Genomic DNA, 17,830 nt, shown 5'->3' on the forward strand with positions numbered 1-17,830 from the left:
AAGAAGAGTTGAGCTGTTTATAACTTTTCTAGCAGCATCATTTTCAATGTTCTTGGTAGAAAAAATCATGTACAACTTACTATTGACAGTGTTGCTTGTTTTGTCTGTCATTATTGTGATTGCGATTTTTATGCAACCACAGAAAAACCCAAGCAGCAACGTTTTTGATAGCAGCGGTTCAGAAGCTTTGTTTGAACGTACAAAAGCTCGTGGCTTTGAAGCATTCATGCAACGTTTCACAGCAATTGCAGTCTTTTTCTGGTTGCTTATTGCTCTTGCGCTTGCCATTTTATCAAGTAAATAAGTGAGCTGGACAGTTTTCGTCTAGCTTATTTTTTTAACGTATCTAAACAAATAAGATCCAAAAAACTTTCCACACAGAATAAACGAGAGGAAATGCAAGTTGAATAAGATATCTTCTTGCAAGAATATTATGAAAGAACAAATTATTGCATATTTAAAGGAGCACGGAAAATCAAATGTTAATGACTTGGCATCTGGTCTTGATATGGCAGGTGCCAAAAAATTTCCATTTTTGATTAAAGAAATTTCCAAGTTAGAGAGCAAAGGGAAATTGCGTTTTGATAATGATGGCAATCTTGCTTTGCGTAGAAATGAAGAAAAACAAAAGCCAATCACAGTAAAAGGTATTTTTCGGGCTAATAAAGCGGGCTTTGGTTTTTTGAATGTTGACCAAAATGAAGAAGACATGTTCATCGGTCGAAACGATGTCGGTTATGCTGTTGATGGGGATACTGTAGAAGTAGTAGTTACTAAACCTGCAGATAGACTTAAAGGAACAGCTGCAGAAGCTAAGGTGGTTGCTATTGTCGATCGTAGTTTAAAGACTGCGGTCGGTCAATTTGTCCTTGACGATGAGCGTCCCAAGTATGCTGGTTATATCCGCTCAAAAAATCAGAAAATCCAACAAAAAATCTATATTAAGAAGGAGCCAGTGCTTCTTGATGGCACGGAAATTATTAAAGTTGATATTGAAAAATACCCGACCCGAAAACACGATTACTTTGTTGCTAATGTGCGTGATATCATTGGGCATCAAGGTGAAGTTGGCATCGATGTTCTTGAAGTTTTAGAATCTATGGATATTGTTTCTGACTTTCCAGAGGATGTTTTGTCAGAAGCCAATGCTATTCCAGATGCGCCTTCTGATAAGGATATGGTTGGGCGTGTGGATTTGCGTAAGGAAATTACATTTACTATAGATGGTGCCGATGCCAAAGACTTAGATGATGCGGTTCATGTTAAGTTGCTTGAAAATGGTCACTTTGAATTAGGCGTGCACATTGCTGATGTTTCTTATTATGTGACTGAAGGTTCTGCGCTTAACCGTGAAGCCTTAAACCGTGGGACTTCTGTCTATGTGACTGACCGAGTGGTTCCAATGCTGCCAGAACGTCTATCAAATGGTATCTGCTCTCTTAATCCCAATATTGATCGCTTAACGCAGTCAGCCATAATGGAAATTGATCGAAATGGTCATGTCGTTAGTCACCAAATTTGTCAGTCTGTTATCAAAACTACCTTCCGCATGACTTATACGGATGTTAACGGTATTATTGCTGGAGATGAAGAACTTATTGAGCAGTATAAGCCCATTGTTCCATCTATTCATCACATGGTGAGTTTACACAAGATTTTAGAAAAGATGCGCACTCGGCGAGGAGCGCTAAACTTTGACACCAACGAAGCTAAGATTTTGGTCAATAGTAAGGGTATGCCTGTTGATATCGTCCTTCGTCAGCGAGGTTTGGCTGAGCGGATGATTGAATCCTTTATGCTAGCAGCCAATGAATGCGTTGCCGAACATTTTACACGACTGAAACTGCCCTTTATTTATCGTATTCATGAGGAACCTAAGGCTGAAAAAATTCAGAAATTCCTTGATTATGCTAGTATCTTTGGTGTTCAAGTACAGGGTACAGCTAATAAAATGAGTCAGTCGGCTTTGCAGGAATTTATGATGAAGATTGAAGGTAAGCCAGGAGCGGCGGTGCTCAATACCATGCTGCTGCGTTCGATGCAGCAGGCACGCTATTCAGAACACAATCATGGACATTATGGTTTAGCTGCGGAGTATTATACCCACTTTACGAGTCCAATCCGACGTTATCCGGATCTCTTGGTTCACCGTATGGTAAGGGAATATGGCCATTTGACTGCTGAAAAGGCAGAGCATTTTGCCCATATCATTCCTGAAATAGCAAGTCAAAGTTCAAGTTTGGAGCGGCGTGCTATTGATGCTGAGCGTGTTGTTGAGGCTATGAAAAAAGCTGAGTACATGGCTGAGTTTATTGGTGAGGAATTTGATGCTGTCATTGCCAGTGTGGTTAGATTTGGACTTTTTGTCGAATTGCCGAATACTATTGAAGGTCTTATTCATGTCACGACCTTACCAGAATATTACCATTATAATGAACGTGCTTTAACTTTGCAGGGGGAAAAATCAGGTAAAGTTTTTCACGTTGGGCAACAAATCAAGGTAAAGTTGGTCAAGGCTGATAAGGATACCGGTGATATTGATTTTGAGTATCTTCCAAGTGATTTTGATATTGTTGAAAAAGTGTCGAAATCAGACAAAAAGGGAAAATCAAGTAGAAGTCGGTTATCTGATAGGCAGACACAATCCAAAAATAAAAAGCGTCGCTCAAAATCCGAAAGCGACAGCAAATTAAGTCATAAGCGGTCAAATAAATCTACTTTTTCTAAGAAGAAAGCCGCAAAAAAGCCTTTCTATAAAGAGGTGTCTAAGAAAGGTAAGAAGAGGAGGTAAGTATGGTCAAAGGTCAAGGAAATGTAGTGGCTCAAAATAAAAAAGCTAGACATGATTATACGATAGTGGATACTATTGAGGCCGGTATTGTGCTGACTGGAACGGAAATCAAGTCTGTACGGGCGGCTAGGATTCAGCTCAAAGATGGCTATGCCCAAATCAAAAATGGTGAGGCTTGGTTGGTTAATGTTCATATCTCACCTTTTGAACAAGGAAATATTTGGAATCAAGAGCCAGAGCGTACCCGAAAACTCCTGCTTAAGAAAAAAGAAATTGAGAGATTAGCTAATGAACTAAAAGGGACTGGGATGACATTAGTACCTTTAAAGGTTTATTTAAAAGATGGTTTCGCCAAAGTTCTTATAGGACTTGCTAAAGGGAAACATGACTATGATAAACGTGAGTCTATCAAACGCCGTGAACAAGATCGTGACATTAAGCGTCAAATTAAACATTATAATGCAAGATAAAGACTAGTGCAGATACCGTGATTGTATAACAATCAAAGTATCTGTACTAGCTTTTTGATATGCCTTTAAAATAGTTAGATATACTAATACTCTTCGAAAATCAAAAATATCCGTTATCAACTTGCCTTAATGAACTCAAGTTCTATCGTCGGCTTCGTTTCCTAGGCTACTTTTGATTTTCATTGAGTATAAGAAATGTTTCTTGATTTTTGAAAATAATACTTAACAAAAATCAAAAATAGCGTTATAATAGTATTATGACAAAAGAACTTACCCAAACACAAGTCGAAGAATTAAAGCAAGCCCTTAAAGATAAAAATAATGCTCCGCATCATAGAAAAATTCAAGCCCTTATTCTCTACTCTGAATGCCATAATTTAACATCTGTAGCTAAATCAGTAGGCTTTGTCCATCAGACAGTCCGCAACTTATTAAATCGCTATCTAAGTGGTGGCTTAGAAGCTCTCTTAAAGGAGAATCGTGGTGGTCGCCGCCGCTCCTATATGACGCATGAGGAGGAAGAAGATTTCCTTAAAGAGCAACTCTCTTCCTCTTTGAATGGAGAATTCGTTACCGTTAACACCCTCTTTAAAGCTTATCAAGAGAGAGTTGGGCACAAGACAACCCGAGAAGGTTTCTATGCTCTCCTGAAACGTCATGGTTGGCGTAAAGTTAGCCCACGTCCCCAACATCCGAAAAAAGCAGACGCCGAAACCATTTTAGCGTCTAAAAATAAAATCTTTATTCGAGGAGAGAATGAGTAAGCGCTTTATTGATGGAAAAGAATATCAAAAAATCCGCCTTATGTATCAAGATGAGGCGGGTTTTGGGCGTATCAGTAAACTTGGTTCGTGTTGGTCTCCAAAAGGTTATCGTCCTCACGTAGCAAGTCATCACATTCGTGAATACCGCTATTGTTATGGAGCTGTGGATGCCCATACAGGCGACTCGTTTTTCATCATAGCAGGCGGATGTAATAGTGATTGGATGAATGAATTTTTACGCCAACTATCGGCAGCTTATCCAGAAGATTATATTATTTTAGTCATGGATAATGCCATCTGGCATAAATCTCAGACCTTAAATATTCCTAAGAATATTGAATTTACCTTCATTCCACCCTACACACCTGAAATGAATCCTATTGAGCAAGTCTGGGCTGAGATTCGTAAACTTGGTTTCAAGAATAAAGTATTTAGGACCTTAAATGAGGTAATCGATAAACTTCAAGAGGTTATTCAAACCTTAACCGCTTACCAACTCAAATCAATTGTAGATAGAGACTGGACTTCCGCTATTTTTGATTTTAACTGAGTATAAATAAGCAATCTGACATTTTTTCCAGTTTCTCCCGAATAGAATAGGTGTATCAAATTTAAAGGAGAACCTATTTGAAGTTAATAAAATCTTTCTTGTTTACAAGTTGTGTATTAGGGATGGTTGCTCTGGGGCAGTCAGCGTCAGCTGAAGAGCTTGGTCAGGCAAATGTTAGTAAAACTGAATACAATACTTCCAGTCGAACATTTGATGTGCTTGTCTCAAGAAAAGCTGGCGGAAAAGCAATAAAAACTGTTGAAGTCGCAATCTGGTCAGAAGAAAATGGTCAGGATGATCTGAGATGGTATAGTAGCTCTGCTATTTCCAATAATCAAACCAAACTTCAGTTTAATATAGCTAATCATGGCAATCGCGCTGGCAATTATATTACCCATGTGTACACAACCTTTACAGATGGACAAAGAGTTGGAACTAATTTAGGCAGTGTAAACATTAAGACATCCCTAAATCCTGTTCAAGTTGTAGATGGACAAGTTAAGATTTCCTCAACACTTGCTCCACCATCAAATGCTAAATTTCAGACAGCTGTTTGGTCGGATGAAAATGGTCAAGATGATATCAAATGGTACAATTGGGATACCACCAATCTTTCAGTAGCACTCAGTAATCATAAAGGTTATGGAACTTATCATGTTCACACCTACCTTAACCAAGATAATAAAATGCAAGGCTTGAGTGGTCAGAGTTTTACTTTGGAAAAACCAGCTCCAGCAAAAATTTCTACTCAAGTTACAAAAATATCAGACAAGATAGTTGATATCAGCATTAGCGGTCTGCCTAATTACATCTCTTCAGTGAAAATACCGACATGGTCAGAGGTAAATGGTCAAGATGACATCAAATGGTACCAGGCTCAAAAAGTAGGCGAGGGCAATTTTAAAGTTCGAGTCAATATGGTTGACCATGGCTTTGACCTTGGAACCTATCATGCGCATTTTTATGGGAAAAATAGCCAGACAGGGAATGAAGAAGGTCTTGCTGCGACAAGCTTTACTATTGACAATATCAGCGGATTGGAAAATCCTGTCATTAACTTAAACCAAACCAATTCAACTCAGGGATTGTTTACTGTATCAATCTTAGAGACTTTGATGTCAAAGAAAGTCACAAGTCTGAAGGTGGTTGTAACATCTAAAACTAACGTTAGCAAAACAAAAACTTATGAAGCAAAAACAAGCAATCAAAGGGCTAATATCTCTGTAGACCTCAAACAACTAACCACAACAGCTGACAATTTTTCAGTTACTGCCTATGCTATTTACTCTGATAACAGTCAGGCTGTCTTTAATCTAGTAGAACAAAAATTCACACCATCAGTAGTAACGACACCTCAATCGTCAACAACTAATTCTGCTAGTCCACGAATCACGCGCTATATCAATGAAACCAATACTTATCCTGTTGGACAGTGTACTTGGGGAGTGAAGACATTAGCACCTTGGATTCCAAATTATTTAGGAAATGCCAAGGAATGGACAAACGGGGCTAAAAATCTTGGTTTTAGAACTGGAACTACGCCTGAGGTTGGTGCTATTGCTGTTTGGCCTTACGATGGTGGAGGATATGGGCATGTGGCCTATGTCACAGCTGTAGAATCAAGCACTCGAATTCAGGTTAAAGAGGCTAATTATGCTGGGAACCAAAGTATTGCAAATTATCGTAACTGGTTTAACCCAACAGCCTCATGGTGTGGAGGAGGGACCGTCTTCTACATTTATCCTAATTAATACTCTTCGAAAATCAAAATTATCCGTTGTCAACTTGCCTTGATGAACTCAAGTTCTATCGTCGGCTTCGTTTCCTAGGCTACTTTTGATTTTCATTGAGTATAAATTCTGAGCTGGGGATCTCCTCAGCTTTTTACTTATTTTTGTGGATAAGTTCGTCATTTTCTTTAATTTGATTGGGAAAAATATCAAATGTTATCAGATTGTCATGTTACCCTGTGGAAAACTTTGTTATAATAAAAAATAATACTTGTTGCCAGAAGGAGGTTTCATGACTAAAAAGATTTTATTTAAATTAGCTCTGAGTCTAGCTGCTATAGTTGCTTTGGTCGGTTTGATTATGGGAATAATGAGCGAAGAAGCTAGTAAATCTGTAACTGCTGAGACAGGTTATACTGGTCAAACTGCTTCGGGACTAATTGCTGCTATTGGAGAATCTGCTCGCCAAATCGGTCAAGACTATAATCTTTACGCATCCGTTATGATTGCCCAAGCCATTTTGGAATCTAATAATGGGCAATCAGCACTTAGTCAGGCTCCTTACTATAATTACTTTGGAATCAAAGGAGATTATTACGGAAATTCTGTGACGATGCCAACTTGGGAAGATGATGGCACTGGCACTACGTTTGAAATTGACCAAGCTTTTCGTTCTTATGGAACTGTTTCAGGTTCACTGTATGATTATGCCGCACTTTTGAGTACGGATACTTATGCAGGGACTTGGAAATCAAATACAAATTCTTATGCAGATGCTACTGCAGCTTTAACTGGTTTATATGCAACGGATACCTTGTACGCTAATAAACTCAACAGCATTATTGAAACTTATGGGCTGACAACCTATGATCAGCCACTCTATACACAGGATCCTTATCAGTCGGGAGTGTCATCGAGTGAAATTGGTAGCGGAGATTATGTTTGGAATGAACACAGAGGAGCTTATACTGATTCAGATACTTTAGCTCAAGATGATGCCTGGTCGGCCTACACTAGTGGAAATGAGTAGTACAGGAAAACTTTTATGCGATCAAAAATTATTTTTTTAGACTACTTAGCCAATGTATAGAATTAATCAATCTGAAAAGACTCCTTATAAGGAGTTTTTTATGTCCTTAGACTAAGTAAAAAACCATTCCTAACGAATAGGAATGGTTTAAAATCAACATTTTCAGCAATTTCAAAGCGCTGATTATTTGAGACCGTATTTTATCCCTCTTGATATGTTGATAACCTTCAATAGATAAAAAACATTGGTAAATATAGTAATGGCGATAAAATGTATAATCAACATTTTTATATAATTATCATCAAACGGTACTAAAAACGTAACTAATTTTTAGGTTTGCCCGCCCAAGTGATAGAATAAAAAGTACGGTTTTTTATACAGTGATATGAATAATTAAAAGTTGATTTCCAGACCTTCTTTTTTATTGGAAGTATTGCACTCGTTCTCGTTCAGTCTCTAAAGACTTTCCTAACACATTAGCAAGTCCCGTTATATCTTGTTGGGCTAGTAGTTCCATATAGTCTGCCCTAATATCTTTTGAGATAATAACAGGGGCTTTTAAATATTTCATAGCTAAATACATTAAAACTAATCTCCCTGTCCGTCCGTTACCATCTGAAAAGGGGTGAATACGTTCAAATTGTATATGTGTATCAGCTAACGTTTCTAGCTTTTCGCGTTCGCTAGTGGCATTGTCTAATCTATAGGCGGTATTTTCCACCCATTGGCGCATTAGTATAGGGGTTTCTGTAGGGGTTGCGGTCTTAAACTCCGCTCCTATAATAGCATTTTGCTGGCTTTTAAACTGTCCGCGGTCATGTTGTAGGCGGTCAACTAATAGCGCGTGTATATCTTGAATTTGCCCTATTTTTAATGGTTGTTCATTCCCTAATAGGTCAAGAATATAGGAAAAGGCTTGCTTATGATTTTCAATCTCATAAAATTCCCTAATGCTTTTTCTACTTGTTGGCAAACTACTTTCTAAGATGATGCTGACTGTCTCAGGTAGTGAAATAGTGTTCCCTTCGATACCGCTTGAATGATAAGCAATTCTTACTAAAACATCATCTAAATAATCTTGCGTATATGTCATGTTATGACCTCCGTTATTTTATATAACCGTTTTTACTGTTTTTATTTTGCTAAGGTAACGGTTAAAAATTTCCGATTATAAAAATCTGGTTTGATGTTTATAACATTCCACAACTTATTATTATGTCTTTGGTCGTTTACGATTACTACATCTGAATTTTTAGGTTGAAATGTACTTAATGGGTCACGAATTTTCAACGTGAGTGTTTCTTGTGAATTTGTTTCGCGCAGCAAGTTATAATCCCGTTGTTCTGCATCTGAAATTTCAGCCCAACAAGTGTATCCTTCATCTTGTAATTGAATACTTTCAAAAACATCATCAGACAATGAGGGGTGTTTAAAGGTGACTAAAGTTCTTAAAGTTCCGTTATGAGTGGAATTATTTTTAAAAGATTTCTTTTTAATCATTCCTTGCGTTTCTCCTTTCAAAAAATATAAGTGGTATTTTAGGAAACATTATAGCATAAAAGTCTTATTTTCAAAAATATAGAATAGTGAAAAAACTGTTTTTATTTTTTAGATATTTTCTACCCTCCCCCCTTATGGTATATGTTTTATCTTTTTAGTTAGAAAACCCTCCGCCGGTTCCAGACATGAAAAATATCTGCTTTTTTCTTTAATGGGGGGGAGTGGTTGCTATTCTAATGTGTTTTCTTCGTGTTTATTTTTATACATCTTTATTTTAGGCTTAAAAATTGCTATAATCTGTTGAATTTAAAGGCTCTTTTTCATTGTCTTTTGATTTATTTTTAGACAAATAACTAAGTTTATTTATATTTATTGAATTAGTCATATCTTATAATCTGACTAATTTAGTCATAACTGAAAAGAATAGAAATAGCAAGGCTTTTCTTTACCTTGCTTGTTTTAATTAGCGTTTAACTCATTATGTCTAATTGATAATTTAGAAATGTTTTTTAAATATCAAAATTACTTAGTTTGCTGTCTAAATCGTCTTGGCGGATACCAATATAAATTAAGGTTATAGCTGGGCTTGAATGGTTGTAGATTGTCATTAAATCAGCAACATTCTTATATTTCTTATAATACCAATAACCAAAGGTCTTGCGCATGGTGTGCGTTCCTATGTTATCTATTCCTAAATCATTCCCAGCGGTCTTTAATATCCAATATACGGTACGTCTATCAAGTGGCTTATTAGTCCCGTTACGGCTTTGAAAAAGATAATAATGTAAAGGCATATCTTTAACATACTCCCTAAGTTCTTTTTTTAAAGTTTTGGTCATCTTGATACTTTTGTACTTTCCTGTTTTTTGTTCTCTTACCTTGATATGCCAACCCTGTACATCTTTAGCTTTTAATTTGAGTATATCGCCAATCCTAAAACCTGTGCTTATTCCGACAAGGAAAAGCATGTAGTTCCGTTCATTCCATGACCTCAAATAATCCTTCATGGCTTGTATATCGTCTTTATCTCGCAATGGTTCTACAATATTCAAAGTTCTACCCTCCCTTCTTCTGGTTCATTATCACGCGCAAAGGGTGACGGTTTAATGTTTGGATTAGGTTTGTACGTGCAGTGACTTTCCAAAGTCTCTAACCATTGGGCGCGCCCTTCGGTCATGCCTTTATATTGTCCTTGTTCCCTTACTTTGAATAGTTCTATATTGGTTTGCTTTATTGTTCTCACCTCCCTCCTTATACTACACTTCCTACACCTTTCCTACACTTAGACAGATAAAGTGTAGGAGACTAAAACCCTTGTCCCCCAAGGAGTTTCACAATTCTACTACACTTACTACACTTGAAACCAACTTCTAGATTTTTTTATAATATATATACCTACACAACATCAACATTCTTTTTTATTATTATTTATATATATAAGTGTAGTAAGTGTAGTAGATTAGCTTTAAGCGTTGTAGCTATTGGTTTTCAACCTACTACACTTTATCTGTCTAAGTGTAGGAAGAAGCGTAGTACCGTAGTACGTTAATTAGTCAACTTTTTTATATCCTCTTTGATTTTTCTTCTTGGAAGGCTGATATAGAGATAAATAGCTAGGTTGGTCGTCTTTAGGTTTGAAGCCTTTAGGAAGGTCAGCGCCAGCCCTTAAAGTGATAGGGTATCTGACTTTTTCCCAATTATCTGGTAAATAGTTTGGGAAAACACTATGCAGTCTTTGGGCATTAAAGTTATGTTTATAGTTATTATGTTCGGCGTATCCTGAAAAATACCACCAAACCCAATCATTTGGGATAAAAGTAGATTGTAAATCTGGAAATAGCGTTTGTGAAAAGGCTAGTATAGGGTCTATGCTTTCTTGGTATTCGTCCAGCATTTCTAGGGATTTCCTAGGCTCAATAAAGTTTTTATAGTCTAAGTCAATAACTAACTTTAAAACATACTCTAAAACGTCCTTACGTGTGATATAGTCATTTTTAATGGCTCGGTTTGGTTTTCCTTTAAAGTGTTTGTTAAAGGGTAAAATAACCATTCTCCGCCGTACAGCGTGATAATCTCCGCTTATCTGGGGTAAGGCATTTGTTGATTGAATGACAATAGTTTTTATAAAAGTACTATAAGCATCTTTACCTTTCTTTTCAACAGTGACAGTATCACCGCCAACAAGACTGAAAAGTTTTGAAGTATCACGAATAACCGCCCCCGCTTGCACATCATCACCTATAATGGCTTGCTTTCCGATAGCTTGCGCAAGTGTAAAGCGGTTATTTGCATCTAGGTCTGTGATTTTTATACTTGCTATATTTTGCCGCCCTATGAGGTTTATAAAAAGTTCTTGAAGTGTTCCCTTACCTGTTCCACCTTCACCGACAAACCAAAACATTTTAGAAAGGCTCTCGCCCCTAATAACGGCATTTAATAATTGCAAGGCTAGGTTATAAAGTTCTTTGTTACCTTCAAACAAATCGAGCAGCCAGCTTTCAAACTCCCAACCCTTAATATTAGGGCTTTTAGCTTTAGGATTATAGTTAGTTTGTACCTTGTGAGTAAAAATCAGCTTACTTGAAAAGGGTTCTAATATCTGAGTTTTGCGATTATAAATACCATTACCAACAATGATAAGGTTCTGACTTAATTCTTGTTCTTTGTATTCGGCGCGTCTTGTGAGGTGGTAAATGCAATCATTAGCGCGCTTTTCGTTGTGTCGTGGTTCAATTATGCTAATAAAATCCTTTAAAAATTCATTATCTTGTATATAAATCCCCTCATCAGGATGATAAAAATAAACAGGCTTAACCCCTTCATCACTCTTTATCCTACAAATAATTAACAAGTCAGCTATGTAGTTAGCGACAAGCAACGGCGGTAAAGGTTTTTTTATTTCTGCTTGTGCTTTATCCTCTGTCAAATTTTGTGAAAGTAGCTGCGTCAAGCGTTCTTTCTGTTTAATCTCTACATAATGTTTTACCGTTCGTTGCCAACCTTTAAAAGTTGCCAAATGATTATCACGCGCTGTCATACCTGTATCTTTAGGCTTTTCTTTTACTTGCTGATTAGACTTATCATCTTCATAGATAGATTTTAAAATTTTATTCTTATCCAATTTTATCCCCCTGATATAATTTACTTGCCACGGCTAAGAAATACGGCGCAAGGTTAGCACGTCTGACAATAGCACTAAATAAATCTGTCGTCTGTTCAAAATCGTAACCATGCAAATACATTAGACGGACAAAAACATACTAATGGCACTCTACCGCTTTGACCATAAGTACATGAAATATTTAAAAGCCCACGGGCTAAAATCTCGCAAACAAGGAAAATCGGTTTATTATGATATTCGAGATGTGGACATGTTACTAGATAAACTAAAAGAATGACAACAAAAAAGGCTTACACCAGCGACCAACTGTTAAGCCTTTTACCTAAATGATTAAGCCTATAAGGAAAATTAGCCAAAATAGCTAAAGTCCTTTGCCGTGGCTTAATCATATCATAGAAACATTATAAAGACAAGAAAAAATATTAGGTGTTGGTATCGCCATTAAACAGCCATTAGATAGTTACGGCAATAGCTAGCTAACCCCCCCTAAGAAAACTACATACAGTATTATCAAACAAGAGGTAGGACACTATGGAAGAATATTTTAAAAAATTTGAAGAACACTTAAAAGTCGCAGAAGAAAAATTAGACATTCTCAGTGAATGGCATATCGCAAAGGGGCACAATGGAGCTACTGAAATTGCTGAGGACTGTAGAACAGCTATTACTTCACTCTGGATAGTATTTTATCAGTTATCAGAAGCCTATAAAGAAGCCGAAGCAAGCCACGAAGAGATTGCGAAAGGTAATGTTGGATACTTACTGGGAGAGATGAAGCGCCACGATGAAGAAATAGGAAAAATACTTAAAAGAAAACCTAATTATATTTTATTCGATACCTTGGATAAAGTTTCTCGCGAAGTCTAAAAGGGGAAATGTGCAATAGCACCAGAAGGGAATATAGAACAATATTTACTCAGCCTTATCAAACGAGACCTTAAAGAAAGAGGTATTTCAGAATGATAACTATAGAAACTTTTAAACATCAGCCAAATTCCACTGATGAAGCATTCTTTTCTAAGGAGTTGAACACCCTATTTGTCGCAGATTATCTGACCACTGATGAAATCGAGCATTACAGGATAAAGGTGGAAAAAGGTTTGCTAAATTCATATCTTGGAGAAAACTTAGACTTTATTTATCAAAACATGACTAGGGAAGAAAAAGAAAAATTCTTAAACATGACCACTGAAGAACGAAAACGGCTAATAATAGAATATACAAACCGTTTTAAGAAGATGAATAGGCTAGGCTGACAAAAACAAATAAACACAACAAGTTATCTTGTGACCCGAAGCATTGAAAACTTGAAATTTTTTTATGAGGAGAATTATATGATGCAAGAACTGAACCTGACACCAGCAGAGATGAAACTGTTATTTTTAGTGTTAGTTATTCTGCTAGTCAAATTGTTAAAGTGTAAAAGCTATTTTAGACTTGATTTAGATTCTAAAAATGATGATGAGAAGAAAACTACTCCCGAACCATACCAAACACGCTACGGGGCTTATATTCAATCACAAGGGCGTTATTACAATTAGAAAGGTGAAACATGACAGCAAACAAAAATTTTAACCTAGCGAAATCACGCGCTGAAATCTTTGACCAGTGGTTAAATGAGGCTTTCCAAACAAGGTCAGATTATACTAGTCAGCAAAAAGAGGAAGAAAACAGAATGACACTACCAACGTTACCAGAGAATTATAGACGTATCCTTAGTCTTATCAAGGTTGATGTTTCTAACCTTATGCCGTGTTTCTTAGACGTAACAAGTAAATTATATCAGGATCATAATTAGTAAGGGGGGACTGTATGTATCAACTCATAGAACTAACATTACATAGAGAAAAATTAAAGCTATTTAGCTTCTTAGGTGATTACCCCACTCAGTGTTATCACAAGGGGAATTATTACAAGTTTGTTTATTTTGAGCCACTTAATACCTATCTTACACCTTTCACCTATAAGGGGGTAATAGTAAACATCACTACGAACAGTAAACAGAACGGGTGGGAGTTGGTAAGAGATTTACCTATTTCCGTTGCAGGTATGGAACTTATAGACTTATTAGAGAGTTTGGAGATGAATAGGTTAAGGCAAACACGGCTTAACATTGGTCTTTCTCTTGAAGGTTGGTTATTTCACGTCATAGCCTACGGACTTAATAGCGAATGCGATACAGCTTTTTGTCGTAATGGTTTCATATTTTGGCGCGTGATTTCTTCTTGTGCCAATTCACGTGCTAACTCTATGACACCTTTTACAAGTTCTGTACTTGCTTTCTCACCTAATAGAGCGGTTGTGGTTGTCGTCATCATTTTGCCCCCCTTGTCTTATTTACTCGTAAAACGCCCGTAGAGGGCTTTTTCTTTTCGGTGGTATGTTTATATGACTTTATCTCTAAAGTGCCGTAAACCCCCTTTAATTTTGATTTTAAAATGATCCTAGGCATAAACTTCACTCAGTTCCTTATAATAGTCATCTGGAATTTCAGATAATGCCTGTTGTTGTAGATGGATAGCTTTGAGCCTGTTAGTGTCACTAGCGGTTGATTTGCTGAGAATGTCAGCGGAAGCCAAAACTTGCCTAAAATAAACATCTAGCTTTAGCTTTCGCCCTTCGGTCAGTTCCTTAGTGTCCTCTTGCTTGTTTTTCAAAAGTTGAAAATCTTCTATATCACCATCTTTTAAAGTGTAAGAGATAACGCCACGGTGTCGCCATTGGTTGAGCCGTGTTTTTATGCTATCCATATCCCAGCCTTTTAGACGTTCTTGCAGTAGGTCTAAACTAACCATACCGTTATCATCATAGACTGATAGTAAAATGGCTTGTGTGAAAGGTGTTTTAGTCATGTTTTCCCCCTTAAAGTCCTTCCAATAAAATCATTGCCAAATGTGATTTATTTAATGTCATTTCTTGACGCTCTTTCGCTTTTTTAACGCCTGTCTCTTTTTCAGATTTAGTTAATAGTTGGTCTAAAATTTTTTTTGCTTGCCTGGTCAATATACTTGTTTTTCCGCGTAATTGTTCAAATGGTTCACAATATTTTTTAATGATATAGGGGTTTAAGTCACATAAAAAATCTTCTTGCTTTTCCATAAACAAAATATAAGCGTAGAGTTTTATTAAATCTTCTTTGGAAACTGTTTTATACTCAGTTAAAATCAAAAATAGCGGAAGTCCAGTCTCTATGTACAATTGATTTGAGTTGATAAGAGGTTAAGGTTTGAATAACCTCTTGAAGTTTATCAATTACCTCATTTAAAGTCCTAAATACTTTATTCTTGAAACCAAGTTTACGAATCTCAGCCCAGACTTGCTCAATAGGATTCATTTCAGGTGTGTAGGGTGGAATGAAGGTAAATTCAATATTCTTAGGAATATTTAAGGTCTGAGATTTATGCCAGATGGCATTATCCATGACTAAAATAATATAATCTTCTGGATAAGCTGCCGATAGTTGGCGTAAAAATTCATTCATCCAATCACTATTACATCCGCCTGCTATGATGAAAAACGAGTCGCCTGTATGGGCATCCACAGCTCCATAACAATAGCGGTATTCACGAATGTGATGACTTGCTACGTGAGGACGATAACCTTTTGGAGACCAACACGAACCAAGTTTACTGATACGCCCAAAACCCGCCTCATCTTGATACATAAGGCGGATTTTTTGATATTCTTTTCCATCAATAAAGCGCTTACTCATTCTCTCCTCGAATAAAGATTTTATTTTTAGACGCTAAAATGGTTTCGGCGTCTGCTTTTTTCGGATGTTGGGGACGTGGGCTAACTTTACGCCAACCATGACGTTTCAGGAGAGCATAGAAACCTTCTCGGGTTGTCTTGTGCCCAACTCTCTCTTGATAAGCTTTAAAGAGGGTGTTAACGGTAACGAATTCTCCATTCAAAGAGGAAGAGAGTTGCTCTTTAAGGAAATCTTCTTCCTCCTCATGCGTCATATAGGAGCGGCGGCGACCACCACGATTCTCCTTTAAGAGAGCTTCTAAGCCACCACTTAGATAGCGATTTAATAAGTTGCGGACTGTCTGATGGACAAAGCCTACTGATTTAGCTACAGATGTTAAATTATGGCATTCAGAGTAGAGAATAAGGGCTTGAATTTTTCTATGATGCGGAGCATTATTTTTATCTTTAAGGGCTTGCTTTAATTCTTCGACTTGTGTTTGGGTAAGTTCTTTTGTCATAACACTATTATATCGCTATTTCTGATTTTTGTTAAGTATTAGTGTCATTTGTTGCCATGTTGTTCACCTCGTTTTTTCTTGCCTTTTGCTCGATAGTGTAGGGAGTATTCTTCTAGCATTTCTTGAATTTGTACCCATGCTTGAATGTTTTGTTCCACCATATCGGGCAAGACTGCGCTATTTTCATCTAGCCCCATAGCTTCCGCCATGTTTACTTTGTCATCTACCCATTTTTTAAACTCTTTATAAGTCTCGTTTTTGGTCATTTTGTGTTGTTCTCCTTTAGTTTCTCTTGTAAATAGTCTTGTATCTCCCATATATAGTTAATTGAAATAAGAACAGGACAAAAGTGCCTCAAGAAAAGTATCGCAATTTGGCAATACTTTTCTGAGGTGTTTTTTAATTTGAGCCCATGTTTTCTCAATGGGATTATACTCAGGTGAGTAAGGAGGAAGTGGTAAAAGTCTATGACCTTGCTCCTTGCATAACTCTTTTAGCTTACTCATCCGATGAAACCTTGCATTGTCCATAATGATAACAGATGGTCTATCTAAAGTGGGTAGTAAGAATGTTTTAAACCAAGCTTCGAAAAAGTCACTAGTCATGGTTTCTTTGTAGGTCATTGGGGCTATAATCTCACCGTTTATAAGACCTGCGACTAAAGATAGCCGCTGGAATCTTCTTCCAGAGACTTGACCAGTGATCAACTGACCTTTCAAAGATCGACCATATTCTCGATGAAAATATGTCTCAAACCCTGTCTCATCAATATAAACAGGTGTCAAGTGACTTAAGTTATTAAATTCTTTAAGGAACTGATTTACTTTCTCAGGGTCTTGTTCATAGTAGGTACAGCTCTTTTTTTTCGAGTATACCCCATAGCTTTGAGAGCGTAATGAATAGCTGTTGGATGACAGCCAAATTCAGAAGCTATTTCAGTCAAAAAAGCATCTGGATGAGCTTCAAGATAGTTCTTTAATTTTTCTCTATCAACTTTTCTTGGTTTGGTTCCCTTAACTTGGTGATGAAGCTCGCCTGTACTCTCCATTAATTTTAGCCATTGATAGATGGTGTTGCGTGAAATATCGAAAACAACAGATGCTTCAGTAATACTGCCGGTTTTCTCACAGTATGCGAGAACTTTTTTACGAAAATCTAATGAATATGCCATAAGTACATTATACCATAAATGTACTATTTTTGTTTCATTTTACTATAAAACGGCTAACGGCTTCAAATTTGCCTGCTAGTGTCGTTTCTATAGCTTCATTGTTCAAACTAGCTAGATAATCGGTAATATAGTTTAGTTCCTCATCTGACTTGTTAGCACGCTCTAGGAGTGCTTCAAGTGTATTCATGATGTATTTCCTTTCTATCACGCGCCTAGGCGTGCTTTATTCTTTCACTTGGGCGGGCAAGCCTTATAGTGTTTATCATTTAGGGTTATTGGTCACTGGTCTAGTTTTAAGGGATTACGCCCTGTGAGTGAGTACAATTTTAATAGTGCTTGTGATTGTTCCTTGGTCAGTGGTCAATCAAGAGTGAATAGCCATTGCAAGAGGGCTAACGCCTCTTTAACTGTCTTTTTTATTCCTAAATAGATTAAATATAAGATGGGCATCTCCTTTCTATATACCTGATTTATAACTATCCAAATACCTGA

Annotated in this window: 19 protein-coding genes and 2 pseudogenes; 10 read left to right on the top strand and 11 right to left on the bottom strand. The window is 36.9% G+C overall.

Going from position 1 to position 17,830, the window contains the following annotated elements:
• Window positions 1-67: 67 nt before the first annotated feature.
• From secG to ABZ559_RS04575, 6 genes and pseudogenes are all read left to right on the top strand, one after another.
• Entirely contained in the window at window positions 68-304 is a 237-nt protein-coding gene (gene secG / locus ABZ559_RS04550; protein ID WP_018374825.1) for a preprotein translocase subunit SecG, read from the top strand.
• A gap of 129 nt (window positions 305-433) precedes the next feature.
• Window positions 434-2,791, top strand: coding sequence for a ribonuclease R (rnr, locus tag ABZ559_RS04555; protein ID WP_367007371.1), 2,358 nt, complete (start codon window positions 434-436; stop codon window positions 2,789-2,791).
• A gap of 2 nt (window positions 2,792-2,793) precedes the next feature.
• Complete coding sequence (gene smpB / locus ABZ559_RS04560) at window positions 2,794-3,261, top strand: SsrA-binding protein SmpB (protein WP_018374823.1); 468 nt, start codon at window positions 2,794-2,796, stop codon at window positions 3,259-3,261.
• A 257-nt stretch (window positions 3,262-3,518) separates the two neighbouring features.
• Window positions 3,519-4,575, top strand: a pseudogene (locus ABZ559_RS04565) (IS630 family transposase).
• Window positions 4,576-4,652: 77 nt separating this feature from the next.
• Window positions 4,653-6,326: a GBS Bsp-like repeat-containing protein gene (locus tag ABZ559_RS04570; RefSeq protein ID WP_367007372.1), complete on the top strand. Its 1,674-nt coding sequence runs from the start codon at window positions 4,653-4,655 to the stop codon at window positions 6,324-6,326.
• Between the two features lie 271 nt (window positions 6,327-6,597).
• Window positions 6,598-7,335: a glucosaminidase domain-containing protein gene (locus ABZ559_RS04575; RefSeq protein WP_367007373.1), complete on the top strand. Its 738-nt coding sequence runs from the start codon at window positions 6,598-6,600 to the stop codon at window positions 7,333-7,335.
• Between the two features lie 421 nt (window positions 7,336-7,756).
• Here the strand turns inward: ABZ559_RS04575 and ABZ559_RS04580 are convergent, their stop codons facing one another.
• The 4 genes from ABZ559_RS04580 to ABZ559_RS04595 all read right to left on the bottom strand — a co-directional run bounded on the left by ABZ559_RS04580 (window position 7,757) and on the right by ABZ559_RS04595 (window position 11,956).
• Window positions 7,757-8,428: a Fic family protein gene (locus ABZ559_RS04580; RefSeq protein WP_367007374.1), complete on the bottom strand. Its 672-nt coding sequence runs from the start codon at window positions 8,426-8,428 to the stop codon at window positions 7,757-7,759.
• A gap of 41 nt (window positions 8,429-8,469) precedes the next feature.
• On the bottom strand, window positions 8,470-8,835 hold the full coding sequence (locus tag ABZ559_RS04585) for a head-tail adaptor protein (RefSeq protein ID WP_367007375.1): 366 nt from the start codon (window positions 8,833-8,835) through the stop codon (window positions 8,470-8,472).
• Between the two features lie 509 nt (window positions 8,836-9,344).
• Window positions 9,345-9,887, bottom strand: coding sequence for a site-specific integrase (locus ABZ559_RS04590; protein WP_367007376.1), 543 nt, complete (start codon window positions 9,885-9,887; stop codon window positions 9,345-9,347).
• A gap of 497 nt (window positions 9,888-10,384) precedes the next feature.
• A complete protein-coding gene (locus tag ABZ559_RS04595; protein WP_367007377.1) occupies window positions 10,385-11,956 on the bottom strand; it encodes a phage/plasmid primase, P4 family in 1,572 nt (523 codons plus the stop codon).
• A gap of 531 nt (window positions 11,957-12,487) precedes the next feature.
• Here ABZ559_RS04595 and ABZ559_RS04600 point away from each other — a divergent pair.
• From ABZ559_RS04600 to ABZ559_RS04615, 4 genes are all read left to right on the top strand, one after another.
• On the top strand, window positions 12,488-12,823 hold the full coding sequence (locus tag ABZ559_RS04600) for a hypothetical protein (RefSeq protein WP_367007378.1): 336 nt from the start codon (window positions 12,488-12,490) through the stop codon (window positions 12,821-12,823).
• Between the two features lie 92 nt (window positions 12,824-12,915).
• Window positions 12,916-13,212 carry a hypothetical protein gene (locus tag ABZ559_RS04605; RefSeq protein ID WP_367007379.1) on the top strand — a complete coding sequence of 99 codons (297 nt, stop codon included), beginning with the start codon at window positions 12,916-12,918 and terminating at the stop codon, window positions 13,210-13,212.
• A gap of 78 nt (window positions 13,213-13,290) precedes the next feature.
• Window positions 13,291-13,497 carry a hypothetical protein gene (locus ABZ559_RS04610; RefSeq protein WP_367007380.1) on the top strand — a complete coding sequence of 69 codons (207 nt, stop codon included), beginning with the start codon at window positions 13,291-13,293 and terminating at the stop codon, window positions 13,495-13,497.
• 11 nt (window positions 13,498-13,508) lie between these two features.
• Window positions 13,509-13,754, top strand: a complete 246-nt coding sequence (locus ABZ559_RS04615; protein WP_367007381.1) for a hypothetical protein — start codon at window positions 13,509-13,511, stop codon at window positions 13,752-13,754.
• Between the two features lie 355 nt (window positions 13,755-14,109).
• Here ABZ559_RS04615 and ABZ559_RS04620 read toward each other — a convergent pair whose 3' ends face one another.
• From ABZ559_RS04620 to ABZ559_RS04650, 7 genes and pseudogenes are all read right to left on the bottom strand, one after another.
• Window positions 14,110-14,274: a hypothetical protein gene (locus tag ABZ559_RS04620; RefSeq protein ID WP_367007382.1), complete on the bottom strand. Its 165-nt coding sequence runs from the start codon at window positions 14,272-14,274 to the stop codon at window positions 14,110-14,112.
• A gap of 126 nt (window positions 14,275-14,400) precedes the next feature.
• The gene (locus tag ABZ559_RS04625; RefSeq protein ID WP_367007383.1) at window positions 14,401-14,808 is read right to left on the bottom strand and encodes a hypothetical protein; all 408 of its coding nucleotides are present in this window, start codon (window positions 14,806-14,808) and stop codon (window positions 14,401-14,403) included.
• A 10-nt stretch (window positions 14,809-14,818) separates the two neighbouring features.
• On the bottom strand, window positions 14,819-15,055 hold the full coding sequence (locus ABZ559_RS04630; RefSeq protein ID WP_367007384.1) for a hypothetical protein: 237 nt from the start codon (window positions 15,053-15,055) through the stop codon (window positions 14,819-14,821).
• Window positions 15,056-15,110: 55 nt separating this feature from the next.
• Window positions 15,111-16,167: pseudogene (locus tag ABZ559_RS04635) on the bottom strand (IS630 family transposase).
• Window positions 16,168-16,211: 44 nt separating this feature from the next.
• Entirely contained in the window at window positions 16,212-16,433 is a 222-nt protein-coding gene (locus ABZ559_RS04640; protein WP_367007385.1) for a hypothetical protein, read from the bottom strand.
• 57 nt (window positions 16,434-16,490) lie between these two features.
• Window positions 16,491-17,338, bottom strand: a protein-coding gene (locus tag ABZ559_RS04645) for an IS630 family transposase (protein ID WP_172054900.1) whose coding sequence is annotated in 2 segments (ribosomal slippage) — window positions 16,491-17,035 and window positions 17,035-17,338 — 849 coding nt in all. Because the reading frame shifts where the segments join, the coding sequence is not laid out codon by codon here.
• 34 nt (window positions 17,339-17,372) lie between these two features.
• Window positions 17,373-17,525 carry a hypothetical protein gene (locus ABZ559_RS04650; protein ID WP_367007386.1) on the bottom strand — a complete coding sequence of 51 codons (153 nt, stop codon included), beginning with the start codon at window positions 17,523-17,525 and terminating at the stop codon, window positions 17,373-17,375.
• Between the last annotated feature and the right edge of the window lie 305 nt (window positions 17,526-17,830).

The organism is Streptococcus sp. ZY19097 (assembly GCF_040731245.1).
Classification (GTDB): Bacteria; Bacillota; Bacilli; order Lactobacillales; family Streptococcaceae; genus Streptococcus; species Streptococcus orisratti.

Excerpts from the sequence above, each read along its gene's own strand:
- secG (WP_018374825.1), top strand. The coding sequence starts at position 68 with ATGTACAACTTACTATTGACAGTGTTGCTTGTTTTGTCTGTCATTATT.
- rnr (WP_367007371.1), top strand. The coding sequence starts at position 434 with ATGAAAGAACAAATTATTGCATATTTAAAGGAGCACGGAAAATCAAAT.
- smpB (WP_018374823.1), top strand. The coding sequence starts at position 2,794 with ATGGTCAAAGGTCAAGGAAATGTAGTGGCTCAAAATAAAAAAGCTAGA.
- ABZ559_RS04575 (WP_367007373.1), top strand. The coding sequence starts at position 6,598 with ATGACTAAAAAGATTTTATTTAAATTAGCTCTGAGTCTAGCTGCTATA.
- ABZ559_RS04580 (WP_367007374.1), bottom strand. The coding sequence starts at position 8,428 with ATGACATATACGCAAGATTATTTAGATGATGTTTTAGTAAGAATTGCT.
- ABZ559_RS04585 (WP_367007375.1), bottom strand. The coding sequence starts at position 8,835 with ATGATTAAAAAGAAATCTTTTAAAAATAATTCCACTCATAACGGAACT.
- ABZ559_RS04600 (WP_367007378.1), top strand. The coding sequence starts at position 12,488 with ATGGAAGAATATTTTAAAAAATTTGAAGAACACTTAAAAGTCGCAGAA.
- ABZ559_RS04605 (WP_367007379.1), top strand. The coding sequence starts at position 12,916 with ATGATAACTATAGAAACTTTTAAACATCAGCCAAATTCCACTGATGAA.
- ABZ559_RS04610 (WP_367007380.1), top strand. The coding sequence starts at position 13,291 with ATGATGCAAGAACTGAACCTGACACCAGCAGAGATGAAACTGTTATTT.
- ABZ559_RS04615 (WP_367007381.1), top strand. The coding sequence starts at position 13,509 with ATGACAGCAAACAAAAATTTTAACCTAGCGAAATCACGCGCTGAAATC.
- ABZ559_RS04620 (WP_367007382.1), bottom strand. The coding sequence starts at position 14,274 with ATGATGACGACAACCACAACCGCTCTATTAGGTGAGAAAGCAAGTACA.
- ABZ559_RS04625 (WP_367007383.1), bottom strand. The coding sequence starts at position 14,808 with ATGACTAAAACACCTTTCACACAAGCCATTTTACTATCAGTCTATGAT.
- ABZ559_RS04630 (WP_367007384.1), bottom strand. The coding sequence starts at position 15,055 with ATGGAAAAGCAAGAAGATTTTTTATGTGACTTAAACCCCTATATCATT.
- ABZ559_RS04640 (WP_367007385.1), bottom strand. The coding sequence starts at position 16,433 with ATGACCAAAAACGAGACTTATAAAGAGTTTAAAAAATGGGTAGATGAC.
- ABZ559_RS04650 (WP_367007386.1), bottom strand. The coding sequence starts at position 17,525 with ATGAATACACTTGAAGCACTCCTAGAGCGTGCTAACAAGTCAGATGAG.